General features: G+C 61.8%; 31 protein-coding genes. 29 read left to right on the top strand and 2 right to left on the bottom strand.

Annotation, left to right across the window (positions count from 1 at the left end; genetic code table 11):
- The 26 genes from GGR00_RS06195 (at position 1) to GGR00_RS06070 (ending at position 21,517) form a co-directional block, all read left to right on the top strand.
- Positions 1-255, top strand: coding sequence for a hypothetical protein (locus GGR00_RS06195; RefSeq protein ID WP_184698561.1), 255 nt, complete (start codon positions 1-3; stop codon positions 253-255).
- The gene (locus GGR00_RS06190) at positions 256-564 is read left to right on the top strand and encodes a hypothetical protein (RefSeq protein WP_184698559.1); all 309 of its coding nucleotides are present in this window, start codon (positions 256-258) and stop codon (positions 562-564) included.
- A 5-nt stretch (positions 565-569) separates the two neighbouring features.
- On the top strand, positions 570-1,118 hold the full coding sequence (locus GGR00_RS06185) for a hypothetical protein (protein ID WP_184698557.1): 549 nt from the start codon (positions 570-572) through the stop codon (positions 1,116-1,118).
- An 8-nt stretch (positions 1,119-1,126) separates the two neighbouring features.
- Complete coding sequence (locus GGR00_RS06180) at positions 1,127-1,795, top strand: SPRY domain-containing protein (protein WP_184698555.1); 669 nt, start codon at positions 1,127-1,129, stop codon at positions 1,793-1,795.
- Positions 1,795-2,538 (top strand): phage terminase large subunit family protein, encoded by a 744-nt coding sequence (locus GGR00_RS06175; RefSeq protein WP_184698553.1) that lies wholly within the window; start codon positions 1,795-1,797, stop codon positions 2,536-2,538. The genes GGR00_RS06180 and GGR00_RS06175 overlap by 1 nt, the downstream gene beginning before the upstream one ends.
- The gene (locus GGR00_RS06170; RefSeq protein WP_184698550.1) at positions 2,538-4,913 is read left to right on the top strand and encodes a hypothetical protein; all 2,376 of its coding nucleotides are present in this window, start codon (positions 2,538-2,540) and stop codon (positions 4,911-4,913) included. The genes GGR00_RS06175 and GGR00_RS06170 overlap by 1 nt, the downstream gene beginning before the upstream one ends.
- 26 nt (positions 4,914-4,939) lie before the next feature.
- Complete coding sequence (locus GGR00_RS06165) at positions 4,940-5,158, top strand: hypothetical protein (RefSeq protein ID WP_184698548.1); 219 nt, start codon at positions 4,940-4,942, stop codon at positions 5,156-5,158.
- A gap of 6 nt (positions 5,159-5,164) precedes the next feature.
- Entirely contained in the window at positions 5,165-5,374 is a 210-nt protein-coding gene (locus GGR00_RS06160) for a hypothetical protein (RefSeq protein WP_184698546.1), read from the top strand.
- A 14-nt stretch (positions 5,375-5,388) separates the two neighbouring features.
- Positions 5,389-5,574, top strand: coding sequence for a hypothetical protein (locus GGR00_RS06155; RefSeq protein ID WP_184698544.1), 186 nt, complete (start codon positions 5,389-5,391; stop codon positions 5,572-5,574).
- Positions 5,571-6,569, top strand: coding sequence for a hypothetical protein (locus GGR00_RS06150; protein ID WP_184698542.1), 999 nt, complete (start codon positions 5,571-5,573; stop codon positions 6,567-6,569). The genes GGR00_RS06155 and GGR00_RS06150 overlap by 4 nt, the downstream gene beginning before the upstream one ends.
- Positions 6,570-6,594: 25 nt before the next feature.
- Entirely contained in the window at positions 6,595-7,596 is a 1,002-nt protein-coding gene (locus tag GGR00_RS06145; protein WP_210314954.1) for a N4-gp56 family major capsid protein, read from the top strand.
- A gap of 60 nt (positions 7,597-7,656) precedes the next feature.
- Positions 7,657-8,211, top strand: coding sequence for a hypothetical protein (locus GGR00_RS06140; protein ID WP_184698540.1), 555 nt, complete (start codon positions 7,657-7,659; stop codon positions 8,209-8,211).
- A gap of 15 nt (positions 8,212-8,226) precedes the next feature.
- On the top strand, positions 8,227-8,700 hold the full coding sequence (locus GGR00_RS06135; protein WP_184698538.1) for a hypothetical protein: 474 nt from the start codon (positions 8,227-8,229) through the stop codon (positions 8,698-8,700).
- An 87-nt stretch (positions 8,701-8,787) separates the two neighbouring features.
- Complete coding sequence (locus tag GGR00_RS06130) at positions 8,788-9,000, top strand: hypothetical protein (RefSeq protein WP_184698536.1); 213 nt, start codon at positions 8,788-8,790, stop codon at positions 8,998-9,000.
- Positions 8,997-9,455 carry a hypothetical protein gene (locus tag GGR00_RS06125; RefSeq protein WP_184698534.1) on the top strand — a complete coding sequence of 153 codons (459 nt, stop codon included), beginning with the start codon at positions 8,997-8,999 and terminating at the stop codon, positions 9,453-9,455. The genes GGR00_RS06130 and GGR00_RS06125 overlap by 4 nt, the downstream gene beginning before the upstream one ends.
- Before the next feature lie 6 nt (positions 9,456-9,461).
- A complete protein-coding gene (locus tag GGR00_RS06120) occupies positions 9,462-10,175 on the top strand; it encodes a phage adaptor protein (RefSeq protein WP_184698532.1) in 714 nt (237 codons plus the stop codon).
- Complete coding sequence (locus GGR00_RS06115) at positions 10,175-12,040, top strand: hypothetical protein (protein WP_184698530.1); 1,866 nt, start codon at positions 10,175-10,177, stop codon at positions 12,038-12,040. Before GGR00_RS06120 ends, GGR00_RS06115 begins: the two co-directional genes overlap by 1 nt.
- Entirely contained in the window at positions 12,041-13,369 is a 1,329-nt protein-coding gene (locus GGR00_RS06110; RefSeq protein ID WP_184698528.1) for a right-handed parallel beta-helix repeat-containing protein, read from the top strand. It begins immediately after the preceding gene.
- Positions 13,362-13,793, top strand: a complete 432-nt coding sequence (locus GGR00_RS06105; RefSeq protein ID WP_184698526.1) for a hypothetical protein — start codon at positions 13,362-13,364, stop codon at positions 13,791-13,793. The genes GGR00_RS06110 and GGR00_RS06105 overlap by 8 nt, the downstream gene beginning before the upstream one ends.
- A gap of 98 nt (positions 13,794-13,891) precedes the next feature.
- On the top strand, positions 13,892-15,082 hold the full coding sequence (locus GGR00_RS06100; RefSeq protein ID WP_184698524.1) for a hypothetical protein: 1,191 nt from the start codon (positions 13,892-13,894) through the stop codon (positions 15,080-15,082).
- Between the two features lie 419 nt (positions 15,083-15,501).
- Positions 15,502-15,753, top strand: coding sequence for a hypothetical protein (locus tag GGR00_RS06095; RefSeq protein WP_184698522.1), 252 nt, complete (start codon positions 15,502-15,504; stop codon positions 15,751-15,753).
- A 438-nt stretch (positions 15,754-16,191) separates the two neighbouring features.
- The gene (locus GGR00_RS06090) at positions 16,192-16,359 is read left to right on the top strand and encodes a hypothetical protein (RefSeq protein WP_184698520.1); all 168 of its coding nucleotides are present in this window, start codon (positions 16,192-16,194) and stop codon (positions 16,357-16,359) included.
- A 780-nt stretch (positions 16,360-17,139) separates the two neighbouring features.
- Complete coding sequence (locus GGR00_RS06085; protein WP_184698518.1) at positions 17,140-17,964, top strand: hypothetical protein; 825 nt, start codon at positions 17,140-17,142, stop codon at positions 17,962-17,964.
- A 4-nt stretch (positions 17,965-17,968) separates the two neighbouring features.
- Positions 17,969-18,457, top strand: coding sequence for a GNAT family N-acetyltransferase (locus tag GGR00_RS06080; protein ID WP_184698516.1), 489 nt, complete (start codon positions 17,969-17,971; stop codon positions 18,455-18,457).
- 700 nt (positions 18,458-19,157) lie between these two features.
- Positions 19,158-19,799, top strand: a complete 642-nt coding sequence (locus tag GGR00_RS06075) for a hypothetical protein (RefSeq protein WP_184698514.1) — start codon at positions 19,158-19,160, stop codon at positions 19,797-19,799.
- Positions 19,799-21,517 (top strand): lysozyme family protein, encoded by a 1,719-nt coding sequence (locus tag GGR00_RS06070; protein WP_184698512.1) that lies wholly within the window; start codon positions 19,799-19,801, stop codon positions 21,515-21,517. The genes GGR00_RS06075 and GGR00_RS06070 overlap by 1 nt, the downstream gene beginning before the upstream one ends.
- On the opposite strand, the gene GGR00_RS06065 is transcribed toward GGR00_RS06070, so the two are convergent.
- Positions 21,514-21,831 (bottom strand): hypothetical protein, encoded by a 318-nt coding sequence (locus tag GGR00_RS06065; protein WP_184698510.1) that lies wholly within the window; start codon positions 21,829-21,831, stop codon positions 21,514-21,516. The two genes, GGR00_RS06070 and GGR00_RS06065, sit on opposite strands and share 4 nt — an antisense overlap.
- Positions 21,832-21,883: 52 nt before the next feature.
- On the opposite strand from GGR00_RS06065, the gene GGR00_RS06060 reads away from it, so the two are divergent.
- Genes GGR00_RS06060 through GGR00_RS06050 form a run of 3 tightly spaced genes read left to right on the top strand, consistent with a single transcriptional unit; the run spans position 21,884 to position 25,295 of the window.
- Entirely contained in the window at positions 21,884-22,513 is a 630-nt protein-coding gene (locus tag GGR00_RS06060; RefSeq protein WP_184698509.1) for a hypothetical protein, read from the top strand.
- Positions 22,513-23,586, top strand: coding sequence for a hypothetical protein (locus GGR00_RS06055; RefSeq protein ID WP_184698507.1), 1,074 nt, complete (start codon positions 22,513-22,515; stop codon positions 23,584-23,586). Before GGR00_RS06060 ends, GGR00_RS06055 begins: the two co-directional genes overlap by 1 nt.
- Positions 23,586-25,295: a hypothetical protein gene (locus GGR00_RS06050; protein ID WP_184698505.1), complete on the top strand. Its 1,710-nt coding sequence runs from the start codon at positions 23,586-23,588 to the stop codon at positions 25,293-25,295. Before GGR00_RS06055 ends, GGR00_RS06050 begins: the two co-directional genes overlap by 1 nt.
- Here the strand turns inward: GGR00_RS06050 and GGR00_RS06045 are convergent.
- Positions 25,234-25,545 (bottom strand): hypothetical protein, encoded by a 312-nt coding sequence (locus tag GGR00_RS06045; protein WP_184698503.1) that lies wholly within the window; start codon positions 25,543-25,545, stop codon positions 25,234-25,236. The two genes, GGR00_RS06050 and GGR00_RS06045, sit on opposite strands and share 62 nt — an antisense overlap.
- Positions 25,546-25,589 lie beyond the last annotated feature (44 nt).

Below are 25,589 nucleotides of genomic sequence, written 5' to 3'. Positions count from 1 at the left end.
ATGGCTCGACCGACGACCAGGATCGAAATCGTGTTCATCCCGGCAAGCCAAAAGACCAAAGATGACCCGTTTGGCACCAGGGCGTATCTGGCATGGAAGGCGAACGGAAAGTGGATGGACGGCGGCCTTGCCCCGCTTCCTGTCCCTGACGGCACCGATCAACTGACACCTGATTTGCTGCGCAGTTTCATGGCCACAATCGAAGAGCGGGCACTTGAGGCGCTCAATGTCTCAGAACTCGAAAGGGTCGCCTAAATGGCTGACATCTACATCACCGAATACGCCACGCTGGCGCGCGACGGGCACAACTACCTGATCGCCGCCGGCAAGGAACCGTCGGTCGCCGAGCAGCAGATTGCAAACCCGGCGACATCGACGCAGTCCAGCGCCTTCAACGCGCAGACCGCGTTCATCATGGTTCATGCCTCGGCGGCTGCGCATGTCGCTGTCGGCGCCAACCCGACGGCCGTCAACAACAGGCACCGCCTCGGTGCTGGCGAAACCCGCTTCTATGGCGTGCCTCAAGGTGCCGGCTACAAGCTGGCTGCAATCAACGGGAGCTGATCGATATGATGTCTGGATCCCGTGGAAGCGAGGCCGGCGTGCTCGAAGGCCTGATGACGCTGGTCAGTGACCCCGCTGCGTTCTCGGCCAAGCTCGCCGAACTCAAGGATGCCCAAGCCCAGCTTGGCGAAGCCCGGGCTGCGCTGGCCGAGCAGCGCGCCGAACTGGACGCACGCGCCGAGGCCCTGAGTCGCAAGGACGATGAACTCTGCAAGCTCGTCACCGAGATCGGCGATGCGGAACGCGCCCTTGTCGAGCGCGAGAAGGCCGCGACCAAGCGCGAAGCCGACATCGACGCCAAGTTGGCCAAGCTCGAAGCCGGCCGTGTCGAGCGCGACGCCAAGGCTGCCGCCCTCAAGGCTGAAATCGCAGCGGAACGAAAGGCCTTGAAACAAACCGCAGATATGAATGCCGCCATGGAGAATGGCCTCAATGTCCGCGCCGCGATGCTCGATGAGCGAGAGGCTGTCTTGGTGGTGGCAGAGGCCGCTGCGAAAACGGCGGCCAAGGACTATAAGGCCAAGCTCAAAGCCCTCAAGTCGCTGGTGGCCTGACCCGTGCCATGGGATGGGACCCGGCGGCCAAGACCGCAAATCTGACGATTACCAACGGCGGGCGGACTGTATCGTCTTCCGTAGATGGCGCAAAGGCCAGGGCAACCACCGGGCGCGAGACGGGCAAATGGTACTTCGAACTCACGCTCGATTTCGGGTTTGACCCGGACTACGAGGTTGATTTCGGCTTCCTGCCTTCCACGTTCGTTCTGGCCGAAGGCCTTAGCTACACTTCGAGCGAGGTCAATTCGATCCGCTTGTACCAGTACAGGTTCGAGTTCGCGGGCACTGACTTCTACCTCGCCAATGCCTACCAGCAGTTTCAGGAAGGCCCCGGTGAAGGCGTCACCTACTGCATGGCGGTCGATTTCGATGCCAGGCTGATCTGGTTCAGGAAGAACAGCGGCACATGGAATGCTACGGCAGGGGGCACCCAGAATCCTGAGCTTGGTCTCGGCGGGTTCAGTTTCGCATCACTGGCGGTCCTTCCGTACTTCCCGACGATCAACCTCCTGGGCTTCGGTGAAGCAGTCCAGGTAACGAGCGGCTTCGAGGATGCGGACATGGTCTATGCCATCCCTGAAGGCTTCTCCGCATGGGATGCTGCCTCCGCCGGAGTGGATACCCCTCATCCGAATGGCCAGATGCTCGCCATGGGCCGATGGATGAACCGCTGATGCCCGCCATCACGGCTTCGAAATACCTCGTCCAGGCGGCCTGGGATGACGTCCCGCACCTGGACGAAAAGACCAAAGCCGAACTGCTCAGCAGCTACCCGCCGCATATGCGCAAGGCGCGCTCGCAGGGTATCCCGTCGATGGGTGCTGGGGCGATCTACCCCGTTGATCTCGATGATATCGAGGTCGCCCCGTTCGCGATCCCGCGCTTCTGGAAGCGAGCATACGCACTCGATGTGGGCTGGAAATGCACCGCGGCGATCTGGGGCGCCGAAGACCCCGCCGATGGCACGATCTACCTCTATGCCGAGCATTATCGCGGCCATCAGCTTCCAGTGATCCATGCCCAAGCCATCAAGGCGCGTGGCATCTGGATCAAGGGCGCGATCGATCCTGCGGCTCGCGGCCGCTCTCAACGCGACGGCGAGCAACTGATCGCTGATTATAAGGGGCAGGGGCTCGACCTCGTCAACGCGGTCAATGCCGTGGAAAGCGGGCTCTATGAGGTCTGGGCGCTACTCGAAACCGGCCGGCTCAAGGTCTTCTCGACGCTGGTCAACCTCAAGGCCGAATACAAGCTCTACCGCCGCGATGAGCACGGCAAGATCGTGAAGGAATTCGATCACGCTATGGATGCAATGCGCTACCTCATCGCGACATGGAGCAAGATCGCCTCTGTGCAGGTTCCTGACCGTACCGTCGGGGGCGGCTCTGTGATCGCGGATTCGGACGCAGGCTACTGATGGCCGACGAAGAGATCATCGAGCAGGGCGAACAGCAGCCCAACCCGGAGCTTGAGCGCCAGAAGCTTGCCGAGCGCCTGGGTGGCATCATCGGTCGTTTCGAGAACATGGCGACCAAGCGCATCGCGCAGCGCCAGTCCCTTGAGGATCGCTGGCTCGAAGACCTCGCCCAGTATCATGGCCGCTATGATGCCGACACCCAGCGGAAGCTGAATGCCCCGGGATCGAAGAAGTCGAAGCTGTTCATCAACCTGACGCGGCCCAAGACCGACGCGATGTCGGCGCGCCTCATGGATCTGCTGTTCCCGACCGACGACAAGAACTGGGGCATCCAGCCGACGCCAGTTCCGCGCCTGACCAAAGCATCTGAACAGGCCGAGCGTGCCGCATTCGACGCCAAGAAGAAGGCAGACGAGGCCGCAGCGGCACAGCAGGAAGGCCAGGGTGCCGATCCGCAGGCTGCAGCACTCAAGGCGCAGGCCGATATTGCCCAGCAGAAGGCCGAAGAGCTTCAGGGCATCATCGAAGAAGGCGGCCGCCGCTGCGACCTGATGGCCGCCGAGATCGACGACCAGCTCAAGGAATCGAGCTACCACGCGGTCAAGCGTGACCAGATCGAGGATGCGAGCAAGCTCGGTACTGGCGTCACCAAGGGGCCAGTGACCGGCGACCGGGTCCGCAAGGGCTGGCAGATGCAGAAGGAGCCGGCCAGGAACCCCGACGGCACGCCGCAGATCGGGCTTGACGGCAAGCCGGTCATGGCCGACGCCTACAAGCTGCAGATGTCGAACGGCGACCAGCCGGCAATGCGTTACGTCGACATCTGGTCGTTCTTCCCCGATATGGACGTCCGCAACATCGAGGACGGCGAGGGCAACCTCGAGCGGCACCTGATGAACCAGAAGAAGCTGCGCGAACTCGCGCGCCTGCCTGGCTTCGACAAGGGCGCCATCCGCCGCCTGCTGGCCGGTAAGCCCAAAGCGCCGGCACCGTCATATCTGGCGTCGATCCGCGATATCACCGGCGACAAGCAGCAGGTGACGAGCGGCCTCTATCACGTCTGGGAGTATTCCGGGCAGTTGAGCGCCGAGGACATGCAGGATCTTGCCCTTGCGATGGGTGACGATGCGACGGTCAAAGACCTGGCCGATGCCGATCCGCTCGACACCCTCAACGCCATCGTCTGGTTCTGCGACGGCGAACTGCTCAAGTTCGCGATCTATCCCTATGACTCGGGCGAATGCCTCTATTCGGTGTTCAACCTGATCAAGGACGAAAGCTCGGTCTTCGGCTATGGCGTCCCTTATGTGATGCGAGATCCGCAGAAGTCGCTCAATGCCTCGTGGCGCGCCATGATGGACAATGCCGGCAACAGCGCCGGGCCACAGATCGTTGTCGCCACCAGCCAAGTCGAACCGGCCGACGGCGACTGGACCATCGGTGGCGGAACGAAAATCTGGAAGGCGAAGGAAGGCGTCCCGACTGGACACCGCGTCTTCGAAACCTTCGATATTCCGAACAATCAGGCGAAGTTCGCCAACATCATCGCCCTGTCGAAGCAGTTCATCGACGACATGACGGCAATGCCTCAGATCGCCCAAGGCGAGCAGGGCAACACGACGAAAACCGTGCAGGGCATGGCGCTTCTGATGAACTCGGCGAACGTGGTTTTCCGCCGCATCGTCAAGAACTTCGATGACGACGTCACAACGCCGGACATCCGTCGTTTCTACGACTGGAACATGCAGTTCAATCCGAAGGACGAGATCAAGGGCGACTATGACGTCGATGCCCGCGGTTCCTCGGTCCTTCTGGTGCGCGAGATGCAGGCCCAGACGCTGATGGCGGTGGCGACGCAGCTTGGCGGCCATCCGATCTATGGCCCGATGCTCAAGAACCGCGAAATCCTGCGCAAGCTGTTCCAGGCGCTGATGATCCCGTCGGCAGACGTCGTGCTGACCGACACCGAGATCGACGCCATCATGGCGCAGGCAGCGGCAAACGATGCCGTGGCCCAGGCCGAGGCGAAGAAGGCCGACCTTGCGCAGCAGCAGCATGATCTGGAACTCGCCAAGCTCGACGCCACGGTCGCCATTTCGAACATGGAGAACGAATCCAAGGAGCGGATTGCTCTCCTGCAGCAAGAGACCGAACTCATCAAACTGGCGCAGCAGGGCAATATCACCTTGGACCAGATCGATGCGCGGATGCAGATGCATCGACAGACCATCGACTCCAAGGAACGTGTGTTTACCGCAGAAGCAGCCGTTGAGGCAGTCAACGCAAAGTCGGCCCGGGCTCGCGGCGAAGAGCCGAAGGGCAGCGGCGGCTACATCTCGGCCGGCGGCGATGCTCCCGAGGGATCAGCGGTATGAAACTAGCGCCAATGTTGGAACTGCCCATGAAGCCGCGTGGCGGAATGACTATCGAGGCATTCAAGGGGTCAGGACAGGGGATGGTCTTCGAATACATCCGGCCAGCCGGCTTCGATCAGAACTTCCGCATGGTGCCCGCCAGCAGAGCGCAGTTTCGAACTTCTGGTGGGTGGAAGGACCCAAAAGGGCTGGTCTACTCACGCGCCGAACTACGCCATCATTTCGATGGCTGGCGTCAGGCCTAAATCCACATGTCGATCGATCTGAACAGCGCCACATGGCAGGCGGTGCGCGACCATGCCGAGAAGGCGGTCGAGGCCAGCCGTGACAGGCTTGAAGGCGCCCACCTCAACGCATCCGAAACCGACATCGAGCGCGGCAGGATCAAGGCCCTGCGCGAAATTCTCGCTCTCGGAAGCGACAAGCCCAAGCCCGAGATCGTCACCAACGTGCCGTACTGAGAAGGAACCCAGAAATGGCAAAAGGCATCTGCGGCCCTAGTTCGGCCGACATGAAGGAGTGGGAAGCCGAGGATGACCTCCGCACCCTGATCAACGCCGAGAAGGTCAAGGCCGATCCGGCCCGCCTCAAGGCCGCGATGAAAAAGCAGGCCGAAATGAAGAAGGCAATCGACGCCGTCGGATCGGAGGCCAAGAAGTGACTGAACAGACCCAGGCCGCGCCAGCCGCCGCCGAAACTGCCGCCATCACGGCGGATGACCTCAGCCTGATCGATCCGCGTCTCGCCGATACGGTCAAGGACGAGGCCGAGCTCTGGAACGAAATCCAGGCAGAAGAAAACGCAAGGGACAACCCGGCGGCCAAGACCGTCGAAGATGATCCCGAGCCAGAGGCGGAAGCCGCACCAGCCGCTGCCGTCGACGAGAATACCCCCAAGCCCGATGCGCCGGCCGCGGAAGCGCCGAAACCGGACATCTGGGCCAACGCCACGCCGGAACAGCGCGCCGCTTACGAGCAGGCCGTGACCGAGCGGGCCAAGTTCGAGCAGCGCAGCAGGTCCGCATCGGGCCGCATCAGCGCGCTCCAGCGCAAGATCAACGCCGCTCAGGACAAGCCGAGCCGCGACATCGGAAACGCCCGCGATGAAATCGCCGGCATCCAGGAAGATTACCCCGACATTGCCCAGCCCCTTTCGAAGGCGCTGGAAAAGCTTGACGGGAAGGTTGACCGACTTTCAGCTTCGGAAAAGGCCGATCTCGAATCCGCCCAGTCCGAGCTAAACGATCTGGTCGACGCCGAAACCAACAGACTTCTCGCCGTCCATCCCGATTATGTGGATGTCCTGAACAAGAACGGACGTGCCTTTGTCGCCTGGGTTGAAGACCAACCCCGCGCCATTCGCGAAGCCGCTCATCAGAACGCCAACGTCATCGCCGACAGCGACGCCGCGATCAAGGTCGTGGAAGGTTTCAAGAAGCATCTCGGGCTGGTCAAGGACACCCCGGCGCCAACGCCGGACCCCGCACCGCAGCCCGCTCCCCAACCCAAGCTCGACGACAGGCGCCAGCGCCAGATCCAAGGCTCGGCCTCACCGCAAGGGAAGGTCGGCCGGCCGACTGTCTCCGGTATCCCCGAAGAGGGCGATGCGAAGGCTATTTGGGATGCCTTCGATGCCCAGGAACGCCTGACCCGTTGAGCGCTTCGCTCGAAGGATCGTTGCAATGAGCATCAATACCTCCACCAGCCCTGGGATTTCCCAGCGCACCACCGTGTATGCTGAGCGCCAGATGCTCAAGCATGCCGAGCCCCAGCTTGTGCTGGAAAAGACCGGCCCGCTGATCAAGCCGATGCCGGCCAACAAGGGCGTGAACATCAAGTTCCGCCGCCCGGTGCCGTTCGAGGCATCCACGATCCCGCTGCAGGAAGGCGTCACCCCTTCCTCGACGTCCTTCCGCTATGAAGACGTCGCGGGCTCGCTGTCGCAGTACGGCATGGTCGCCGAAGTCACCGACGTCATCGAGGACACCCACGAAGACCCGGTACTGAACGACATCACCGTGCAGCTTGGCGAGAACATCGGCCGCACCCAGGAAGCGCTGAACTACGCAGCCCTTCGTGGTGGCACCAATGTCTTCTATGCCAACGGCACCCAGCGCACCGACGTCAACACGGCGATTTCGCTGACCAAGCAGCGTGCGGTCATCCGTGCTCTCGAAGCCCAGAAGGCCATGAAGATCACCAACGTTCTGGACGGCTCGCCGAACTACGCGACCCGTCCGGTGGAAGGCGGTTACATCGCGGTCGGCCATACCGATCTCGACTCCGACATCCGCAACATGCCCGGCTTCCTGCCGGTCGCGGAATACGGCCGCCGCTCGGTGATCTCGCCCCATGAAATCGGCTCGGTGGAAACCGTCCGCTACATGCTGTCGGCCGATCTCGGCGCCTTTGCCGATGCCGGCGGCGCCAAGGTCACGATGTTGTCGACCTCGGGCACGTCCGCCGATGTCTACCCGGTCCTGTTCTTCGGCAAGGAAGCATGGGGCATGGTCCCCCTGCGCGGTCAGGGCTCGGTTTCGCCCTCGATCATCCCTGTCGGCCAGAAGACCAAGGACGACCCGCTCGGCCAGCGTGGCTATGCCGGCTACAAGTTCTGGCACCTGGCGCTGATCTTGAACCAGTTGTGGATGGCAAGGCTTGAGACAGCCTCGACCGCCCTCTGATGCTGATCGGCGGGGCTCCGGCCCCGCTTCCTCTCCCCAATCCTTGAAAGGATCGATCCCATGAAGGGTCAGCCCGTCTTTGGGTGCGCGGTCGGCAACGGCGCCACCCTCAACATCGAACTCGGCTTCGTGCCGGAATGTGTCCACCTCTACAACGCGACCGACGGCACGCCGTACACCATCGCGTATCTTTCCTGGGTCGTCCCGTTCACTTCGGGCGGCACCAAGGAGATCACGGCCGGCGACAAGATCAAGGGGGCGACTTCCGCCGCCACCGGTGTTGTCCGCCAGGTGCTGCTCTATTCCGGCACCTGGGCTGGCGGCGACGCTGCCGGCTTCATCGAGCTCCTTGAGGGTTCGCTGGTCGGCACGTTCGGTTCCGAAAACGTCTATGTCGACAGCGACAGCACCGCCGGCATCAACGATGCCACGGTGACGGCCAACGTCGTCCATAACTGCGCGATCACCACGGCGGCGGCTTCGGCCACCGGTACCTCGGCGATCTCCCGGTATGAAGGTACTCTTGGCGGCGACGCCAAGGGCTTCACCATCGGCTCGGCGATCGCCACCGAGGCCAAGCTGCTTCGCTATGCTGCATGGCGCGGCGAGCAGTAAGGGGAGGGCTCAATCATGGCTCTCACCAACACTGTCGCCAACCAGGCCATTCAGGCCATCCGCAACGGGTCGCTCAAAGACCTCGCGGATGTTCTCAAGGCGCTGGTCAACGGCGATTTCAACTACGTCGGCGGCACGGCGGTCACCGCCACTGCCGCCGAGATCAACCGGGCGGCCGACGCGACTGGGTTTTCCCAGGAACTCACCGCAACCGCCGCCGTGACCGCCGGCGTGAAGAACCTCCGGCTCAATCACGCGACTGTCGTGATTGCGGCCACCTTCACCCCGTCGCCTGGCCTGTTCACCGTCACGGATACGTCGGCGTCGGGCACGGCGGCGCACACCCTCACCCTTGGTGGCGGCGCGACGTTCAACGGTACCAACACGATTGCCACGCTGAATGCCCCGGCAGAAAGCCTGGTTGTGTTTTTCGATGAAGCTCTTGTGGGCAACGTCGTCGTGAACACCGGTTCCGTGGCCCTGTCCTAAGACCAAGGCCGGGCGGTGCAGACCTCGCCCGGCCCATTCCCCGGCCGCTCAATCCCGAGCCGCCCAAACTCCAAGGTCCATCACCCCATGATGATCGATCGATCGCATGTCGAGCGCGAGCTCGAAGCCGTTCGCGCGCAAGGTCGCGAAGCCCAAGCCATGATCCAGCAGGCGGCCAACGTCGTCCAGCAGGCCATTGGCGCCGAAAAGGCGTTCAACTCGGTCCTGAAACTGATCGACGAGGCGAACGCCGTCCGTGTCGACGCCCCCACCAAGCGCGCCAAGGGAGCCGAAAAATGAAACAGATCCGCATTGACGACGCGACCGCAACGCAGCTTGCGCAGTTCGCAACCGTCTCCCTCGGGCTCGATATCGACTATCGCAAGGGCTCGGCCGCGATCAAGGCCGCGATGGCTGCCGTCGGCTATGACAAGGACCATATCGAGGTTGCCGACGATCAGGCGCCCAAGGCGCAGACCGCCAAGCCCCAGGCCGATGGTGGTGCGCCGGCCAAGATGATCAAGATCATGATCCCGAACCAGGACATCCCCGGCAGCACCGCCGGCAAGGAAGCGGTTCCGGTCGGGGTCAACGGCAAGGTCTACCTGATCAAGCGCGGCATTGCGGTCGATGTGCCGTCCGAGGTCGTCGAAGTGCTCAAGAATGCCAACAAGGTCCAGTACGACAAGGGGCCGAACAACGAGCCGATCAATCCGACGCTGGTGCCGACGCACCCGTTTTCGATCCTCGGCTGATCGATCATGAACTATCTTGCCCTCTGCCAGCGCGTTGCCTCGGAGTCTGGCACAGTCTCCGGGGTCAAACCGACTACCGTTGTTGGCCAGGTCGACCGTCTGGCCAAGATCGTGCGGTGGGTCGATGACGCCTGGCGGCAGATCCAGAACGCCCATTCGACGTGGCTCTGGATGCAGGCAGAGTTCTACGGCCCGACCGTGGCGTCTCAGCAGCGCTACGCCTACTCGGCTTTCAACGATCTGGCGACTGCAAGCACGATCACCCGCTTTGCGGACTGGATCTATTCGTCCAACGACGTCGACAGCGGCATCACGATCTATGATCCGTCGATTGGTGTTGCGGACGAGGGCGCGCTGATCTTCCGTGACTGGGAATGGTTCTACCGGACCCAGCTTCGCGGGACGCAGAGCGAGGGCAAGCCCTCGATGTTCGCCATTGCGCCCGACAGCAAGATCGTTCTGTCGTGGACCCCGGACAAGGTCTACACGATCCGGGGCAGGTATCGGAAGGACACCCAGGTTCTCGCCGCCGATGCGGACATCCCGGAGCTGCCGACCCGTTTCCATGACGTCATCGTCGACATCGCTTTGATGTTGCTCGGCACGCATGACGAGGCCCCGACGCAGATCCCGCTTTGGCGGATGCGCCAGTCGGAGAAATTCAGCAACCTCGAGCGCGACCAGCTTCCGCGCATGAGCCTCGGCGACACGCTGGCCTGATGTCGCAGCAGACCACGACATTCCTGCTTCGCGGCGGGTTGAACCTCGTCACGCCGCCGCTGGCGATTCCGGCCGGCCAGTGCATCGCGGCGATCAACTATGAGCCCGACGTTGCCGGCTATACCCGTCATGGTGGCTATGAGCGCTTCGACGGCCGGCCGAGACCATCCGACAGCAGCGATCCTGTCGAAATTGCAGCCCGTCGGGCAGCAATTCAGGCCGTGCCCGGGACGGGGCCGGTTCGTGGCGTCTATGTCTTCGCCGGGAACATCTACGCCTTCCGTGACAGCATCGACGGTGCGGGCAAGATGCACCGGGACACGTCCGCCGGCTGGCAGGAGGTCACATTCGGCCAGATCGTCGATTTCACGGCAGGCACTGCGGAATTCTTCGAGGGCGAGGTGCTGGTAGGCGGCACGTCGACGGCCACCGGCACAATCGAGCGCGTAGTCATGAGTTCCGGCGCCTGGGACGGCACCGCGACCGGTTTTCTGGTGCTGTCGAATGTGAACGGCACATTCCAGACAGAAACCGTCACGAGCGATTCGGGCTCAGCTACTGGTTCGCCGAACTATGCCGTGGTGATCTCGTCTGGCGGCAAATACAGCTTCGTGGTCCATAATTTCTATGGCGCCGCTCGACAGCCCGCGCTCTACTTCTCCAACGGGCAGGGGACCGCGTTCGAATGGACAGGGGACTCGCTGTCGCCGATCCGTACCGGAACGCAGGCCGGCATCCTCGAAGACACCATCAACGTGCTGGAGCGCGACGGCGACCGCATCCTTACCCGTGGCGGTGATGTCGTCATCATGCGGGCACAGTTCGACCGCCCAACGCACATCGCCCAGTACAAGAACCACCTGTTTCTGGGCTTCCTCTCGGGGTCGGTGCTGTTTTCGAGCATCGGGGAACCGCTGCAATACATCACAACGACAGGGGCGGGCGAATTCACCTTTGGCGATGCCACAACAGGCATGCTTTCGGCAGCCGCTGCCTCATTGGTGATCTTCGGCCAGAACCGCATCGAGTACGTCGCCGGCAACGATGCAAGCGATTTCCAGATGCTGCCGATCAGCGACAGCAGCGGCGGCGCCGAGGGCAGTATCCAGATGATGGATCGGCCATTCTTCCTCGACGACGCCGGTGTCCGTGATCTGGGCTCGACTGCAGCCTATGGCGACTGGCGGGCTGGAACATTGACGCAGCTCATCGAGCCCCTGATCCGGGCCAAGCGCGATGCCGGCGTCCGCGCCGCGGCCTCGATGAGGGTCAAGGCCAAGGACCAATACAAGTTGTTCTTCGATGATGGGACAGGCGTCACGGTCTATATCGGCCGCAAGGCACCGGAGACGTTGCCGTTCAATCTGCCGATCACCGCATTTTGTGCCTGTTCGGGCGAAGTTTCGGCCGGTGCCGGCGACCGGCTCTTCGTCGGATCGACCGACGGTTACGTCTACGAGCTCAATCGTGGGCTCTCATTCGATGGGGCCGCGATCCAGGCCTATGTCAGACTGCCGTTCAACTCGATCGGCAGCCCGACGCAGCGCAAGGTGTTCAAGAAGTTCTCGGTCGACATCGATACCCCGGACGATATCACCTTGGGGCATACCTTCGATATCGACTATGCGCGGGGCCTTGGCGGATCGACAGCAGGTCAGTCGATCGATGCTGGCTCGCCGATCATCACCACCGGGCTATACGACGCCATCGACTGGACGCAGGCGACCGAAGGCCGTTTCGAAGCCCATATCGACGGGTTCGGCGAGAACTTTGCCGCGACCCTGGTTTCGGAAGAGTCCGACAAGCGCCAGCACACCCTTTCCTCGGCGACGATCAACTTCGCCATGCGCGGGCTGGTGCGCTAGATGGCATTCTGGCGCGCCGAACTGATCAAGGTTCTGGCAAGGCTGAAGGAACTGGAAGGGGGTCTTCCCGGCACCTATCAGCCGCTCAACCAGAACCTGACCGACATCGCGGCGCTGACGACCACGCCATACGGCCGGTCGTTCCTGACTTTTGCCAACGAAGCGGCGTTCAAGGCGGGCGTAAATCTTGAGGCCGGCACGGACTTTCTGACGCCGGCGGCGATTGCGGCAGCGTATCAGCCCCTTGATACCGATCTCACGGCCCTTGCCGGATTGGGAACAGCTGTTGCTGGCGATCTGATCTATTCGAATGGAGCGGCGACTTGGGCGCGTCTCGCCAAAGGCACCGCGCTACAGCATATGCGGATGAACGCCGGGGCGACGGCACCGGAATGGGCATCCTATCCGACAATCGAGACACTTGAAGGCCTGGCCCTTGTTGCCGGCGATATGCTCTACGCAACCGGGGCGGATACCCTGGTCAAACTGGCAAAAGGCACAGCCCTTCAGGTCTTGCGGCAGAACGCAGCCCTGACCGCGCCGGAATGGGCGACGGCCCGCGAGGTCTTGACCGCCAACCGCACCTATTATGTCCGAACGGACGGATCAGACAGCAATACCGGACTTGTGGATTCATCCGGAGGCGGGTTCCTGACCATCCAGAAGGCGATTGATGTCGCCAAGACGCTCGATCTCGGCGGTTTCAGCGTGACAATCCAGGTCAGGACAGGGACGTACACCGGCTCGATATCGGTCGACACGCCGTTCTTCGGCGGCCAGGTAACGTTGGCCGGGGATACCACAACCCCGGCGAACTGCGTCATCTCGCACAACGCCTATGGCGCGTTTTCCGTCTCGAATGCGTCGATCCTCAGCGTTCGCGGCTTTCAGGTCCAAAACTCGGCAGCTAGTTCGCTCGGGCAGGGCATCCTTGTCCAGAACAATGCCGTCCTGAACATCTCGGGCAACATGGCCTTTGCGGCCTGCACTCGCTCCCATCTGGAGATCAATACGGGCGGCACGGTCAACGTCAATTCTGGCTACACGATTAGTGGCGCAACCAACTACCACTGGCTGCTGAATTACGGAGCTTTGGTCCTGTCGGGGCAGACGATCACGATCACCGGGACGCCGGCATGGGGCGTCTCCTTCATTGATGCATCGAACGGATCTGGCGCCACAGTCTTCAGCGCCACGTTCTCGGGTGCCGCGACAGGGAAGCGCTACAATGCCGCGCTGAACGCAGTGGTCAACACCTTCGGCGGCGGCGCCAACTACTTCCCCGGCAACGTGGCCGGCACGACTGCAACGGGCGGGCAGTATGCTTGATCTTCCCGTTTACACACCACAGAACTGGTATTGGTCGGTGGGGGAAGACGCTCGCATCTGGTCAAGCAAAGCCAGGGGCTACGTCGAGAGCGTGCCGAAGGGGACGCCAGTCACCCCTATCAAGAGCGAATCCGATCTAACCGATGTACTTGCAGTGCATGATGTCGAGGGCCCGGTAGTCCGAATTCCAGATCGGGTTTCGCCTGCACAGGCCGAGATCGCGCTCTACCAGCACGACAACGGCATCCTGCTTGGCCGCGTGAATGCGCTGATCGAAGCCTATCCCTACGAACCTGTTCGTATCTGGTGGCGGAAGGCGACTTACATCTCGAGAGGGCATCCATATCTCTGGGCGCTCTCGATCGAACTCGGGCTCGCGGACGAGATGGTCGACACGCTTTTTCTGACGGCTGCGAAGCTGTGAGCGCGCCCAAGGAGCCCGCCAAGGGCCTGCGGTTCTGGCTCAATCTACTCGGCGCACTTCTACGCGCCATTCCCGATTATCTCAGAGGCTGAAACTCAATGGCTGACGCCTATATCCATTCGCTGACCGACCTGTGGAACGACGCAGGGACGACCTATCACGCGATCAAGATGAATGCCACGGACTCCGCCTCGGCGGCGGGATCGCGGCTTCTGACGTTGCAGATCGGCGGCTCCGACAGGTTCTATGTCGACAAGAACGGCAATGTCGTTGCTGCCGGAACAATGACATCCACCGGGGCCTTTCTCCAGTCGGCCAATGATGGTGGCGCGCTCGGTGCATCCGGTACAGCCTGGTCGGATCTGTTCCTTGCCTCGGGTGGGGTCATCAACTGGAATGCCGGCGACGTCACCGCGACCCATTCCGCGAACGCCCTGGCATTCGCCGGCGCTTCGAGCGGCTACAGCTTCGATGCGAGCCTGCTGCTCGCCGCATCTACCGCCGTTAACTTCGGTGTCGGCGATGTCACGATCACCCACAGCACCAATGCGCTTGCCTTCGCCGGGGCGACGACGAACGGCTACAGCTTTGCCGATGGGCCGATCAAGCCAGCGGCGAATGATGGCGCTGCGCTCGGTGTCTCGGGAACCGCCTGGAGTGATCTCTTCCTCGCCTCCGGCGCCGTGATCGATTTCGCGGCCGCAAACGTCGTCCTGACCCATTCCAGCGGCGTCCTGACCCTTGGCACCGGTGATCTGCGCATCACAACGGCCGGAACCAACTCGGCAAGCGCTGTCACCGTCGGCGGCACGCAGACGCTGACGGGCAAGACCCTCGGCACAGGAACGGCATTTGGCGTGGTTCCGACCGGCCTCGATGCGTCAACGACGGCCAAGGGTATCGTTGAAAAGGCGACGGATGCCGAGGTCTATGCCGCGACCGCCGACAAGTACATTGCGGCAGACCTGATCGAGACTGCTTCGGCTTCCGTGGCGCTGAGCGATGCCGCTACCGTTGCCGTTGACTGGGATGCCGGTATCAACCGCACCTTGACCGCCGCTGGCAACCGCGCCATCGGCAATCCGACCAACGGTCAGCCCGGCACCTACCGCACGATCCTCATCCAGGGTAACGATACGACAGACCGCACCATCACTTTCGGCAACCAGTTTCTGGGCGACGTCCCGACGATCACCGATTGCGACAGCACCAAGTGGTATCTGCTGACGATCCGGTGCATCACCACGACCCATTTTGCCGTGTCCTCGCAAGTGGTGAAAAAGCCATGATCCCCGGCATGACAGGCCCCGTGGCCGGGTTCGCGTCCGGGGTTCTGCGCTCGATCACCCAGACAGATGTTCGCTCGACGCTGGCGGCTCCTCATTCGGACGTTGAGTGGGGGCCAGCCGTTGCCGGTAGCTGGGTGCTATTGTTTGCCCATCATGACGGTACACCAACGGACCCTGGCACGACGCCTACCGCAACGATTGGCGGTGTGCCCGCCACGAGGCACGTTGCACGAACAACGGGCAGTGGCGGAGGTTCTGCCTCAGGAGCGGCAATCTTCAGCGCCCAACCTAGCGGAACTTCTGGCACGGTAGTGGTTTCGTGGAACTCTCTCCCGACCGCCATAGTCGTGGCCAGGGTCATTGGGTACGACCTGTCATCCGCATTCGCAACGAGCGGCGCGACGAGCGGTTCAGGCACGGTGAGCCTCGATGTCCCATCCAATGGTCTGATCGTGGGGAACGTCAAACGCGGTCGCAATGATGCCATCACATGGACTAATCTCACCGAGATAGGCGATGAAATCCTCTTTGATGGCGCGCTGCAAAGACGCCACAGCTGGGGATGGGATTTAATGATGCCGCAGGAGGCGGCCCGGTCCATCTCCTATTCGCCGTTTGAAAGCACCAATGGCTTGAATGCGGTTACAGTCGCTTCGTTCTCACCGAGTTAGTCTGGGTGGGTGCCGGGCCATCCATTGCAGTGACCGCGTTCGTGCCGAAGAACCGCGCTCGGGGTTGCCCGCTTGTAGGTCTTGTCCACGATCACCACGACACAGACCTTGGGGGATAGCCGTTTGGCGCAGCCACGCTGGTCCATCGCCCGTTCGCGCTGCCCCTTGGAAAGGCGATGGCACTCTTCGACGACCATCCGCTGCGGCATGTATCGAATGATCATCCTGCCGGGGTATGTGAAGTCAAAGCGGGCTGGCGGGTTCCATGTCGGGTCCTCGCGACCGGCGAGGGCGGGTGACGACAGCAGAGAAAGCGTCAAGAGTGCTCGAAATATCGTGTACATGATACGATAATGGCGACTGCTGCCAAAAAATCAATATCGTGTACATGATAAGGTGAATTTGACTCGGGGCGCTTCGGTGTGTTTCGACTGCGATGTGGGACGAAAGAAGCTTTGGCGCGAGAACATCAACCTGACCTTGCCCGAAGGGGCAAAGGCGCGGATGGATTCGCTGCTGAAAGATGGCGAGGATCGCCTCGACCTTATCCGGGCGGCCATCGAACGCGAGCTTGAACGCCGCGAGCGCGAGCAGTCCAAGGACTGATCCTAGAATTTCCTGACATCGGCCGCGAATGGCCTATCGCTCACTGAAAGGAGCCGCGCATGGTCGCGCCCAATCCGTTGAAGCCTATGCGAGCCACGACCATTTCTTTCGGTTGAGAATGTCGCGGATTTGTTCTCTGCTGACGCCAAACTGCGCCCCGATAGTTCGATGGCTGGCGCTGCCATTCATCGATCTAATGGCCCGAACGTCATCTTCGGTTAATCTGGCCATGGGGTGCCGTTGGCCTTTGTGACTTGTGCCGTGCGCGACCATGTCAGCCATATTTTCAGCATGCGTCGCCCATCGGGTGTGAAGTGGGGCGACGCATCCGAAAAGGCCTTTGCCGCAGTTGTGAGCCGCTTCGTGATCAGGCGATGGACGTGGTCCGTTTACGTGTTCGCAGGCCAGCCGATGAACGTGGACTGGCCTGCGTGGCTCATCGGCGAATTGAACGTTGACTTGAGCGTAGCCGGCGGCGTCTCGGTAATACGGCCATATCAAGCAGTCATCACCCACATAGGGTAGGACGACCTCGCGGAAGTAGCGCATAGGCGCGCCGTTGGGCGTGCCGCCCCCTAGCGGATCCCCATGGTGCTGCCATCGGCGGTAGTGCGCCTGACACCATCCGCGAGCGTTATGCGGCTTGCCGCACCCTGCAATCGAGCATATTCGGGAATTAGCCATTTCGACCTCATGACAGGTTGGCTTGGTTAGAACCCGTCGCAGCGCGCCAACGCTCGGCGGGTTCGCTATTTGTACCACAAAGATCAGGAGGTTGCGATGGCAGCACTATTGATGGCCAAACCGATCAAGGCTCCCGGGCTGTTCGACGCCGCCAAGGCGGGCGGGCAGACCTTCGACCAGTGGAACGCTGCCAAGGGCGACAGCGAGGCCATGCCGTCGATTGCCCCTCAGCAGGTCAATGACAGCGTTGCCGACAAGGTGACGGCTCTGTCGTCGCAGGACTCGAAGCTCAACCAAATGGCGCGCACCGAAGGCCTCAAATCGGCCAACCGGCGCGGCCTGCTGAACTCGTCCATGGCCGTCGGCGCCGCGCAGGATGCCGTGATCAAGAACGTGCTGCCGATCGCGTCTCAGGATGCCTCGCAGGATTTTGCCCGCAACGAAAACGCCCGGAACTTCGAATACTCGATGGCAGCGCAGAACGATGCGCAGGCCTTCGCTGGTACCCAGGCAGGCCTCGACCGGACACTGCAGCGCGAGATGCAGGCATCGTCGATCACCGCGGCGGAAAGCCAGCAGATCCGCGACATCGCATCCCGTGAGGGTCTCGCCGCCGCCGACCGCGCGCTTCAGACCATGCTGGTCGACAAGGACATCGGCTTTCGAACCGCCGAGAACAAGCTTGACCGCGATCTGCAGCAGAGGATCGCGACGCTCAACCTCAACTCGTCGGATCGCAACGCGGCGGCGCAGTTTTTAACTTCGATGGAGGACATGTTCAACAGGTCGCAGCAGTCAATAATGGCAAATACAGCTCTCGACGCGACGCAGAGGACGCAGCAACTCAATGCGGCAAAGGCGCTTCGAGACAAGCAATTGTCGTTCGTCGAACAGATGTATGACATCGATATTAAATGGTAATACTATGATCAGACCGGCGACATTCTCTGATATTCCGGCAATCGTGCGTCTTTTGCAGCAATCGTACATGAAGACGCATTACGCTCGTACCGGCATCGCCGAGATCGATGAGCCCGAAGCGAAGCGGCTTCTCCTGGCCTCGATCCAGCGCCACGGCCAGAAGCACGGCGGCGCATGTTGGGTCTGTGTTGTCGATAGCGGCGCCAGCATTGACGGGCTGATCCTTGGCACACTGACCCGCGTGTACTCGATCGGCAACAGGCTGATGGCAACCGACCTGTTCTGGCTGGTCAATGAACATGCGGACCCGCGCGATGCGATAGGCCTCATGAAGGGCATGGTCGGATGGGCCGAAGCCAATCCTGCCGTTGTCGAGGTCCATTGCGGCACCACGGCGATTATTGCCGATGACCCGGCCGTCACGTCGCGTCTTTTGGCGCAGATCGGCTTCAAGCAGTACGGCCTGATCAGCCGGCTCGAACTGCGTAAGTGATTGAAAAAAACACTGAAAATGCTATCAATAGCGGGCTGATTTGGTGCTTGCAACACCGCCTCAGCCCTAACCAAGCCAACACGAATGAGGTGTCAGATGGCTAATTCCCGAATATGCTCGATTCCCGGTTGCGGCAAGCGACATCTTTCTCGTGGATGGTGTCGCCTCCACTATGGTCGATGGAGGACGCACGGCGATCCGCTGCAATTCACGGGGACTGAGAAGGGCGCATCACAGCGTTTTTTCAGGGAAGTGGTTGTCCCGTATGTCGGCGATGAATGCCTGATTTGGCCGTTCCAAAGAAACACGCACGGCTACGGCTTTATCTGGGACGGCAAGTCAAAGGATCGACCAGTTCATCGGATGGCGTGCGAAGTTGTAAACGGGCCTCCACCAACCCCTGATCATCTAGCCGCACATAACTGCGGGAAAGGCCGAGACGGCTGTTGTGCACCATTGCATACGCGGTGGGCTACCCAAACGGAAAACATGGCCGATAGGCTGGTGCATGGGACAGAGGTTCGCGGCGAGAAAGTATGGAATGCCGTGCTCACGAGCGATTCTGTCAGAGAGATTCGAACAATGAGGGGCACCATGTCATTCGCCAAAATCGGTGCGCGCTATGGCGTCAACCGGGCGACTATCGGGGACATTATGTATCGCAAGACTTGGCGATGGCTAGAATAGGTAGGGATAGAGAATGAGCGGTGTGGTTTCATCAATCGGAAAGGCTTTCACCTCCGTCGTTTCCGGCGTGGCCAAGGTCGGAAAGGCGGTTCTTGGCGTGGGTGCATCCGTCTTCACCGGTGGCGCTGCGGCAGGTGCCGGCGGGCTCGGCAGCATCGCCAGCGGCGGCGGGGTGCTTGGCAATATCCTGAGTGGTGCCTCGAAGATCGCCGGCAATCTGTTCGGTCCGCCTGGCATGGCTCAGGCGGCAGGCGGATTGTTCTCATCTGCAGGGCTCGCGCCGGCCGCGACTGCCACGGGGCTTTCGCCGCTTGGCAAGGCTGGGGGTGGCTTGCTCGACTTCCTGAAATCGGAAACCGGAGCCGGATTGATTTCCGGAATCGGCGGAGGTCTGATGGAGAAGGCCAAGCTCGACGCCTATTCCGAAGAGCAGGAAAAAGACCGCGGGTTCCTGCGCGCCAAGGAACAGAGGATCACGGACTCCTACAACGTGCCGGATGCAGCCTTTGCCGGCAACACCACCCCGCCGCCGGCTGCAACGGCACCACAGCAGCCTGCAGCACAGGCAATGCCAGGCGCGCCGAAGGCCGCATCCCAGCGCTTCCGCTATGACTACGATCCGCAGTCGAAGCGCATCGTAAGGGTGGCCGGCTGATGGGTATGCTCGACGCGGAAAACGCGAACAGGTCTAGCAAGTCGACGAGCAAATCGTCGTCATCTGGCACCAAATCCAGCGGTGGCGGCACCAGCAACCATGCTTCGGAACGCGAGATCGACAGGTCGACAGGAAGCCGCTCGACGACCTCCCGGTCGAGTTCGGCGAGCAGTGATCGGCCCGACCGGGCGTCAACGTCGTCTGTCGGCTCCGATCGACGCGAAATCGACCGATCGCTCAGCGAACGCTCGGTTGGTTCGGAGCGTAGCACTGGCCTGAATTCGGCCGGCAACCGCGCCACTGGTGCCGGCCCGATGTCGTCGTCCAACAGGACCACGACAGCCACGGGGTTTTCGCCGACGATAGGCGGTCATGCCACGGAACGCGAGATCGACAGGTCGCTTGGCGCCAGGACGACGCCCGCAACACCTACCGGCGGGCTGATGACCTCTGCGAGGGCATCTGAAATCAAGTCGATGCAGGACTATGGCCAGTATCGGGCAACGGACCTGGCTTCGAGGGCACGTGCTGCTGAAAACAAGTCGATGGCGGATCTGGCTCGCGAAAGCGCGCTGGCGACCATTCGAAGTGCCGAGGCAGGCGTCACCAACCCCTATAATCGCCTCGTTGGCGGCGGCCCGAACGATTATGCGGACCTCACGAGCCTGACGGTTCGGGAGGCCATTGCGATGGCTGGCGGCCTCAAAGCGCAAGGCCACCTCTCGAATGTGCTTGGCGGGTATCAGTTCAAGAACACAACTCTTGCCAACGCCGCAACGAAACTCGGGGTGCTCGATGAAAAGTTCACTCCGGAAATGCAGGACAAGCTCGCTCAGGAGCTCTTCCAACAGCGCGCCGACCGCGCCACGGTCAACGGCCAGATCGACGTCGATGCGTTCGCGAATGAGCTCGCCAGGGAGTGGGCATCCCTCGCGACCAAGGATGGGAAGAGCTACTACGACAGGAACGGCATCGACAAGGCGGGCGTTGACTACGCGACCGTCAGGGGTATGGCGAAGGACCTTGTTGACCATGGTATCGTGTCCGTTCGGACCAACGGCCGGTCGTCGCCTGATCTTCCTTCGACGGTCGCGAGCCTTCCGTCGGCGCGGCCATCAGCAGACCGGTTCGCCGAAAGCTACCTCGGCGGATCGAAGGCAAGTGGTGGCCTTTCGCCGAAACAGGTCGCGGCCTATGAAGACTACGGATTAAACCGGGGTTTCGCGCCGATCAATCCTGTGACGCGCGTCGCTGAAACCGTGCCGCGGCCAGCACCAGTGTCTGCCCCCAACCGTGCGGCCACCGGCGGCGGCACTGGCCCTGTCGTTGGTGACGCAATGCCCGTCCCAGACCCGGTCCAGAAGCCCGGATCGCCTATTCTGGCGAATGGCATCGATGTCTTGGCCGGCATGCTCCCTGGAGTTGGGACCGCGGCAACCGTTCTGAATGCTGGCCTGGCACTCACCGGCAACCGTACAATCGGACAGCGGATCGCCGACGATTTCGCGAATGGTGGCGGCAAGAATGGCTCGGTCCTGATGGGATCAGGCGGAAGCGACCGGCCAGACCGTGTCAAGAAGCCAAAGGATGACCAGAAGGTGACGCCGCCGACGCCTGAAAGGTTCGAGGAAACCTACCTCGCATTCGTGGACCCGGTGAAGCGTCCGACGCCGGCCGAAAAATGGGGCGCCGGTTTCAGTGTGTCAGGGCAGTCCTAGCCTTTGATGGCAGGGAAGCAGGCGTCGGGGTCGATTTCGGTGCATTTCAGGGACGCCGGATCGACGGGCGATGTTTGGCGCGACGCCGAGGCCTTCCCGTCCTTGTCGAAATCGACTTGCAGCCCGTTGGCAAAACCATACTGGGCGCCGTTGATGTTGCCACACTGGAACGTGACGGTTGTCTCTTCGCAAGCCGCTCCGATGCAGATCGTTGCTCGCGGAGCCGGGCCGTCGGTCGACCCGTCCTCATAGTTGGCGCAACCGGCAGAGGCCGATGCGGCGCTGGTAAGCAAGGCAATCGAGGCGAGAAGCATCTTCATCGCTCCAAAATACATCGAAATCAGTTGATCTGAAAGGACTGCCGACATGGATCAGCAAGACATGGCTAACGCGCCAGCGCCGATGCCTGATGGTGCCCAGCCGGTACAGGGCGGGCTCGGCGAATCCGTGCAAGCCAGCCCCGAAGAACAGGCAGACTACGAACGGTTCATCGGGCGCGCATTCGAACTGATCTACAACCAGCAAATGCTCCCGCAGGTGCTTGGTCTTCTACAGGGCGAAGGCGACCCGAAGGAAGGGCTGGCGCGCGCCGCAACGATGATCATCGGGCGAGTGGCTGGCGCGGCTCAGCAGGCCGGCACCAAACTTTCCGGCGACGTCCTGCTTCACGCCGGTACGGCTGTGTTCGAAGACCTCGCCAATCTCGCTTCCGAGGCGGGAATTCATGACTTCGGCGAGGATCGCGACGGGCTGGAAGGTGCGTATTTCAAGGCGCTCGACCTCTACCGCGAGATGCTGCAGCAATCCGGTCAACTCGACGAAGCCGCTGTTGCGCAGGACCTGGATCAGCTCATGAGGGCTGACCAGGACGGACAGCTCGAGGCGATGTTCCGTCGCCTGTCAGAAGAAGATGCGGCCGGCGACGAGCCCCGCGAAGTACAGGCCGATCCGGGAACGAACGCGCCGCATGGCGGCCTCATGGAGGGCATGCAGTAATGGTCGGGTTTGCCATGATCGCCGGCGGCGCCATGCAGGGCTATGGTTCCGCTCAACTGGAACAGGCCAAGGCTCAGCGCGAGGCTGCGCTTGAAGAGGTGCGCGCCCAGCGGGAGATGAAATTCCGCTCGGACGAAGCCGCCACCGCCCGACGTTTCGACGCTGAAGAGAACGAAAAAACCAGAGCGTTCCAGCGCGAAAATGCCCAGGGCGACCTGATCGACATGGGTGGCGGCAAGTATGGTGTCAGGAAAGGCTCGCGCGTCGAAGAATTGACCGACGCGAGCGGCAAGGCTGTCACCGTGGCACCGAAGGCTGGATTTCGGCTCCTCACCGCCGAGGAGAAGAAGGCCGCCGGTCTCGATGCCGGCAAGGCATACCAGATCGATGAATCCGGCGAGACCAAAGGCAAGATTTCGGCGGTCGGCGGCGAGGGGACCACGGTCAATGTCGGCGGCGAGCGCGGTTACGACAAGACCGTCGGCGAAGAATACGGCAAGCGCTTCATGGCATCCCAGGATGACGAGAAGGCGGCCAATCGCACCATTACTGCCCTCAATGTCATGGCGAAGTCCATGGAAGACCCGAACTTCTACTCGGGAAGCGGCGCCGAGATCGTCACCAAACTGAAGCGGGCTGCGGTCGCCATGGGTGCTGACCCGGAATCGGTTTCGTCAACCGAAACCTTCAACGCCATGGCCAAGCAGGCAGCGCTCGACAGCATGGGTGGGTCGCTTGGGTCGGGCTTTTCGAACGCCGACCGCGATTTCGTCACCGACCAGGTGCCGACGTTGGGCAATACCCCTCAGGGTAATCGTGCTTTGATCGAGGTGCAGAAGAAGATCGCCCAGCGCAAGATCCAGATCGCAAAGCTGGCCCGCGACTACGCCAAGGGCAACGAGGGCCGGATCGACGCCGGGTTCGATGAAGAACTGGCATCGTGGAGCGAGCAGAACCCGCTGTTCCCCTCGGTGGCGACAGCCGGCGCTCCGAAGGTCGGCACGATCGATGGCGGCTATCGCTTCAAGGGCGGCGACCCGGCTGACCAGAACAATTGGGAGATCGCGCGCTGATGGCCGGACCTTGGGACAAGTACGCCAAGACGGGCGGTGAAACGGCCGACCAGACTGGATCGGATGCTATGCCCTTGGCCACCGGTGGCGCAGGCAAGCCGTGGGAGAAGTATGGCGGCGGTTCAGCAGGTCTCTCGGACGAAGATCGCCAGTCGCCCATCCCGGATAGCCTCATCGAGACCGGCAAGGCACTGGTCGATGGAGGGAAACGGGATTTCGAGACCGAATGGATGGCGGGCGCCGGCGCCAAGATCAGGGCCGCGCGCGAACAGGCCGAGGCATCTCACAAGGCGAAAGCCGATGCCTACGGAGGCTCGCGCTTCGATGCTGTCACTGAGGGCTCGCATGCCGGCGTTTTCGGCGGTTACGACGACGAGATCACCGCGGCCCTTCTGTCGCCGATCGACGCTGCGATAGACGCTGTGAAAGGCGAGGGCTTCGATATGGGCCGCGCCTATACCAGGAAGCAGGAACAGCTAGACGACCGGAAGGACGCTCGCCGGGATGCCTTCCCGGTAGCATCGGGCGTAGGTGAGACTGCCGGCGGCTTGGCACTCGGGGGCACGCTGGCGAAAAGCGGCGTCACCGTCGCCGGAAAGGATTTGCCCTTGGTTGGCAAGACCGGCGCGGCCGCGCTTGAGGGTGCCGGCTACGGCGCGCTCTACGGTTCCGGTGAAGCCGACCCCGGAGAGCGGATTTCTGGCGGGCTGGCTGGTGCTGCCTTTGGCGCGGCGACAGGGGGAACCATGGAAGTTGTTGGCAGCAAGATTTCGCAGCTTCTGGCGAAGAAGAACGCGCCGGCTTCGACTGCTGCGACGACGTCGCGCGAGCTCAAGGATGCCGCCAGCGACCAGTTTGCCGCCTCGGAAATGGCCGGGGTGGATTTCAACGATACCGCAGTCGAACGGCTCGGGAAGCGTCTCAAGCTTGCTGTCGGCAAGCCCAACGAAAAGCTGCGGCCGAAGACGGCCGGCTACCTTGACGAAATGGATGACCTTTTCACCGGCAAGATGTCGCTCGAAGATTTCGAGGAATTCCGCCAGGTGCTCGGCAAGGAGATCAAGGGCGCCAGCGCAAACGATGCCCGCACACTTGGCGCGATGAAGCGGGTTCTGGACGACTTCGCCGACAACGCCAGATCGACGGACTTCACCGGTGATGGCAACGGCATCAAGCTCTTGAAGAAAGCCCGCGAAACCTGGGCTCAGGCGAAAAAGACCGAGATCGTCGAGAACATCCTCGACAACGCCGAGCGCAAGGGCTCCGGCAAGTACACCCAATCCGGCTTTGCCAATGCGGTGCGGTCCGAGATGGAATCGCTCTACACCCAGATCCAGAAGGGAAAGGTCAAAGGCTTTTCCGACGCCGAGGTCTCCCTGATCCGGCAGATGGCCAAGGGTGGCTCGCCGTCCAAGGTCGTCAATGCATTGTCGAAGTTCGCGCCGCGTGGCCCGGTCAGCATCACGCTTGGGCAGCTTGTCGGCAGCATGTTCCCGGGTGGCAACATCGTGGTTCCGCTGGCCGGCGCCGCAGCGGGGGCAGCGAAGGATCGTGCCGCCCTGACGGCTGTCGAGCGACTGCGTGATGGTGTTGTGACCGGCGGGAGTACCGCGACCGCGCCGGCGCTACCAAATCATGCCCGACCGTTTATTGCGGGGGGCGTGGCGGCCGAGGAGCGGGTACGAGAAAGATTATCAGATCGCCGATGAGCTTGAGCGCGTAAATCCCGGCGCAAGCGATCACGCCGAAAATAGCGAGTCCAACCAACAGCCCGTGTTTGTCGGTTAGCGTATCGACAAGCCAGTGCGACCACCTGGCGACATAAATTCCGATCCCGATCTGGATCACGAGAACTGACCAGTCCGGCGCGCCGAAGCCAAAAAACGGCTCGGGCTGATCCTCCCGGCGAAACTCGGAAGGTTCAAGGTCGAATTGCTTGTCGAAATCGCGCTCAGCCATGAGAGCTGACATATAGCCGAATTCGCGCCGCGCCGAAAGCGGCC

Source organism: Aminobacter aganoensis, assembly GCF_014206975.1.
Classification (GTDB): domain Bacteria; phylum Pseudomonadota; class Alphaproteobacteria; order Rhizobiales; family Rhizobiaceae; genus Aminobacter; species Aminobacter aganoensis.
Note: the sequence above shows the minus strand (reverse complement) of the source record. Positions and strands in the feature narration are given on the sequence as shown.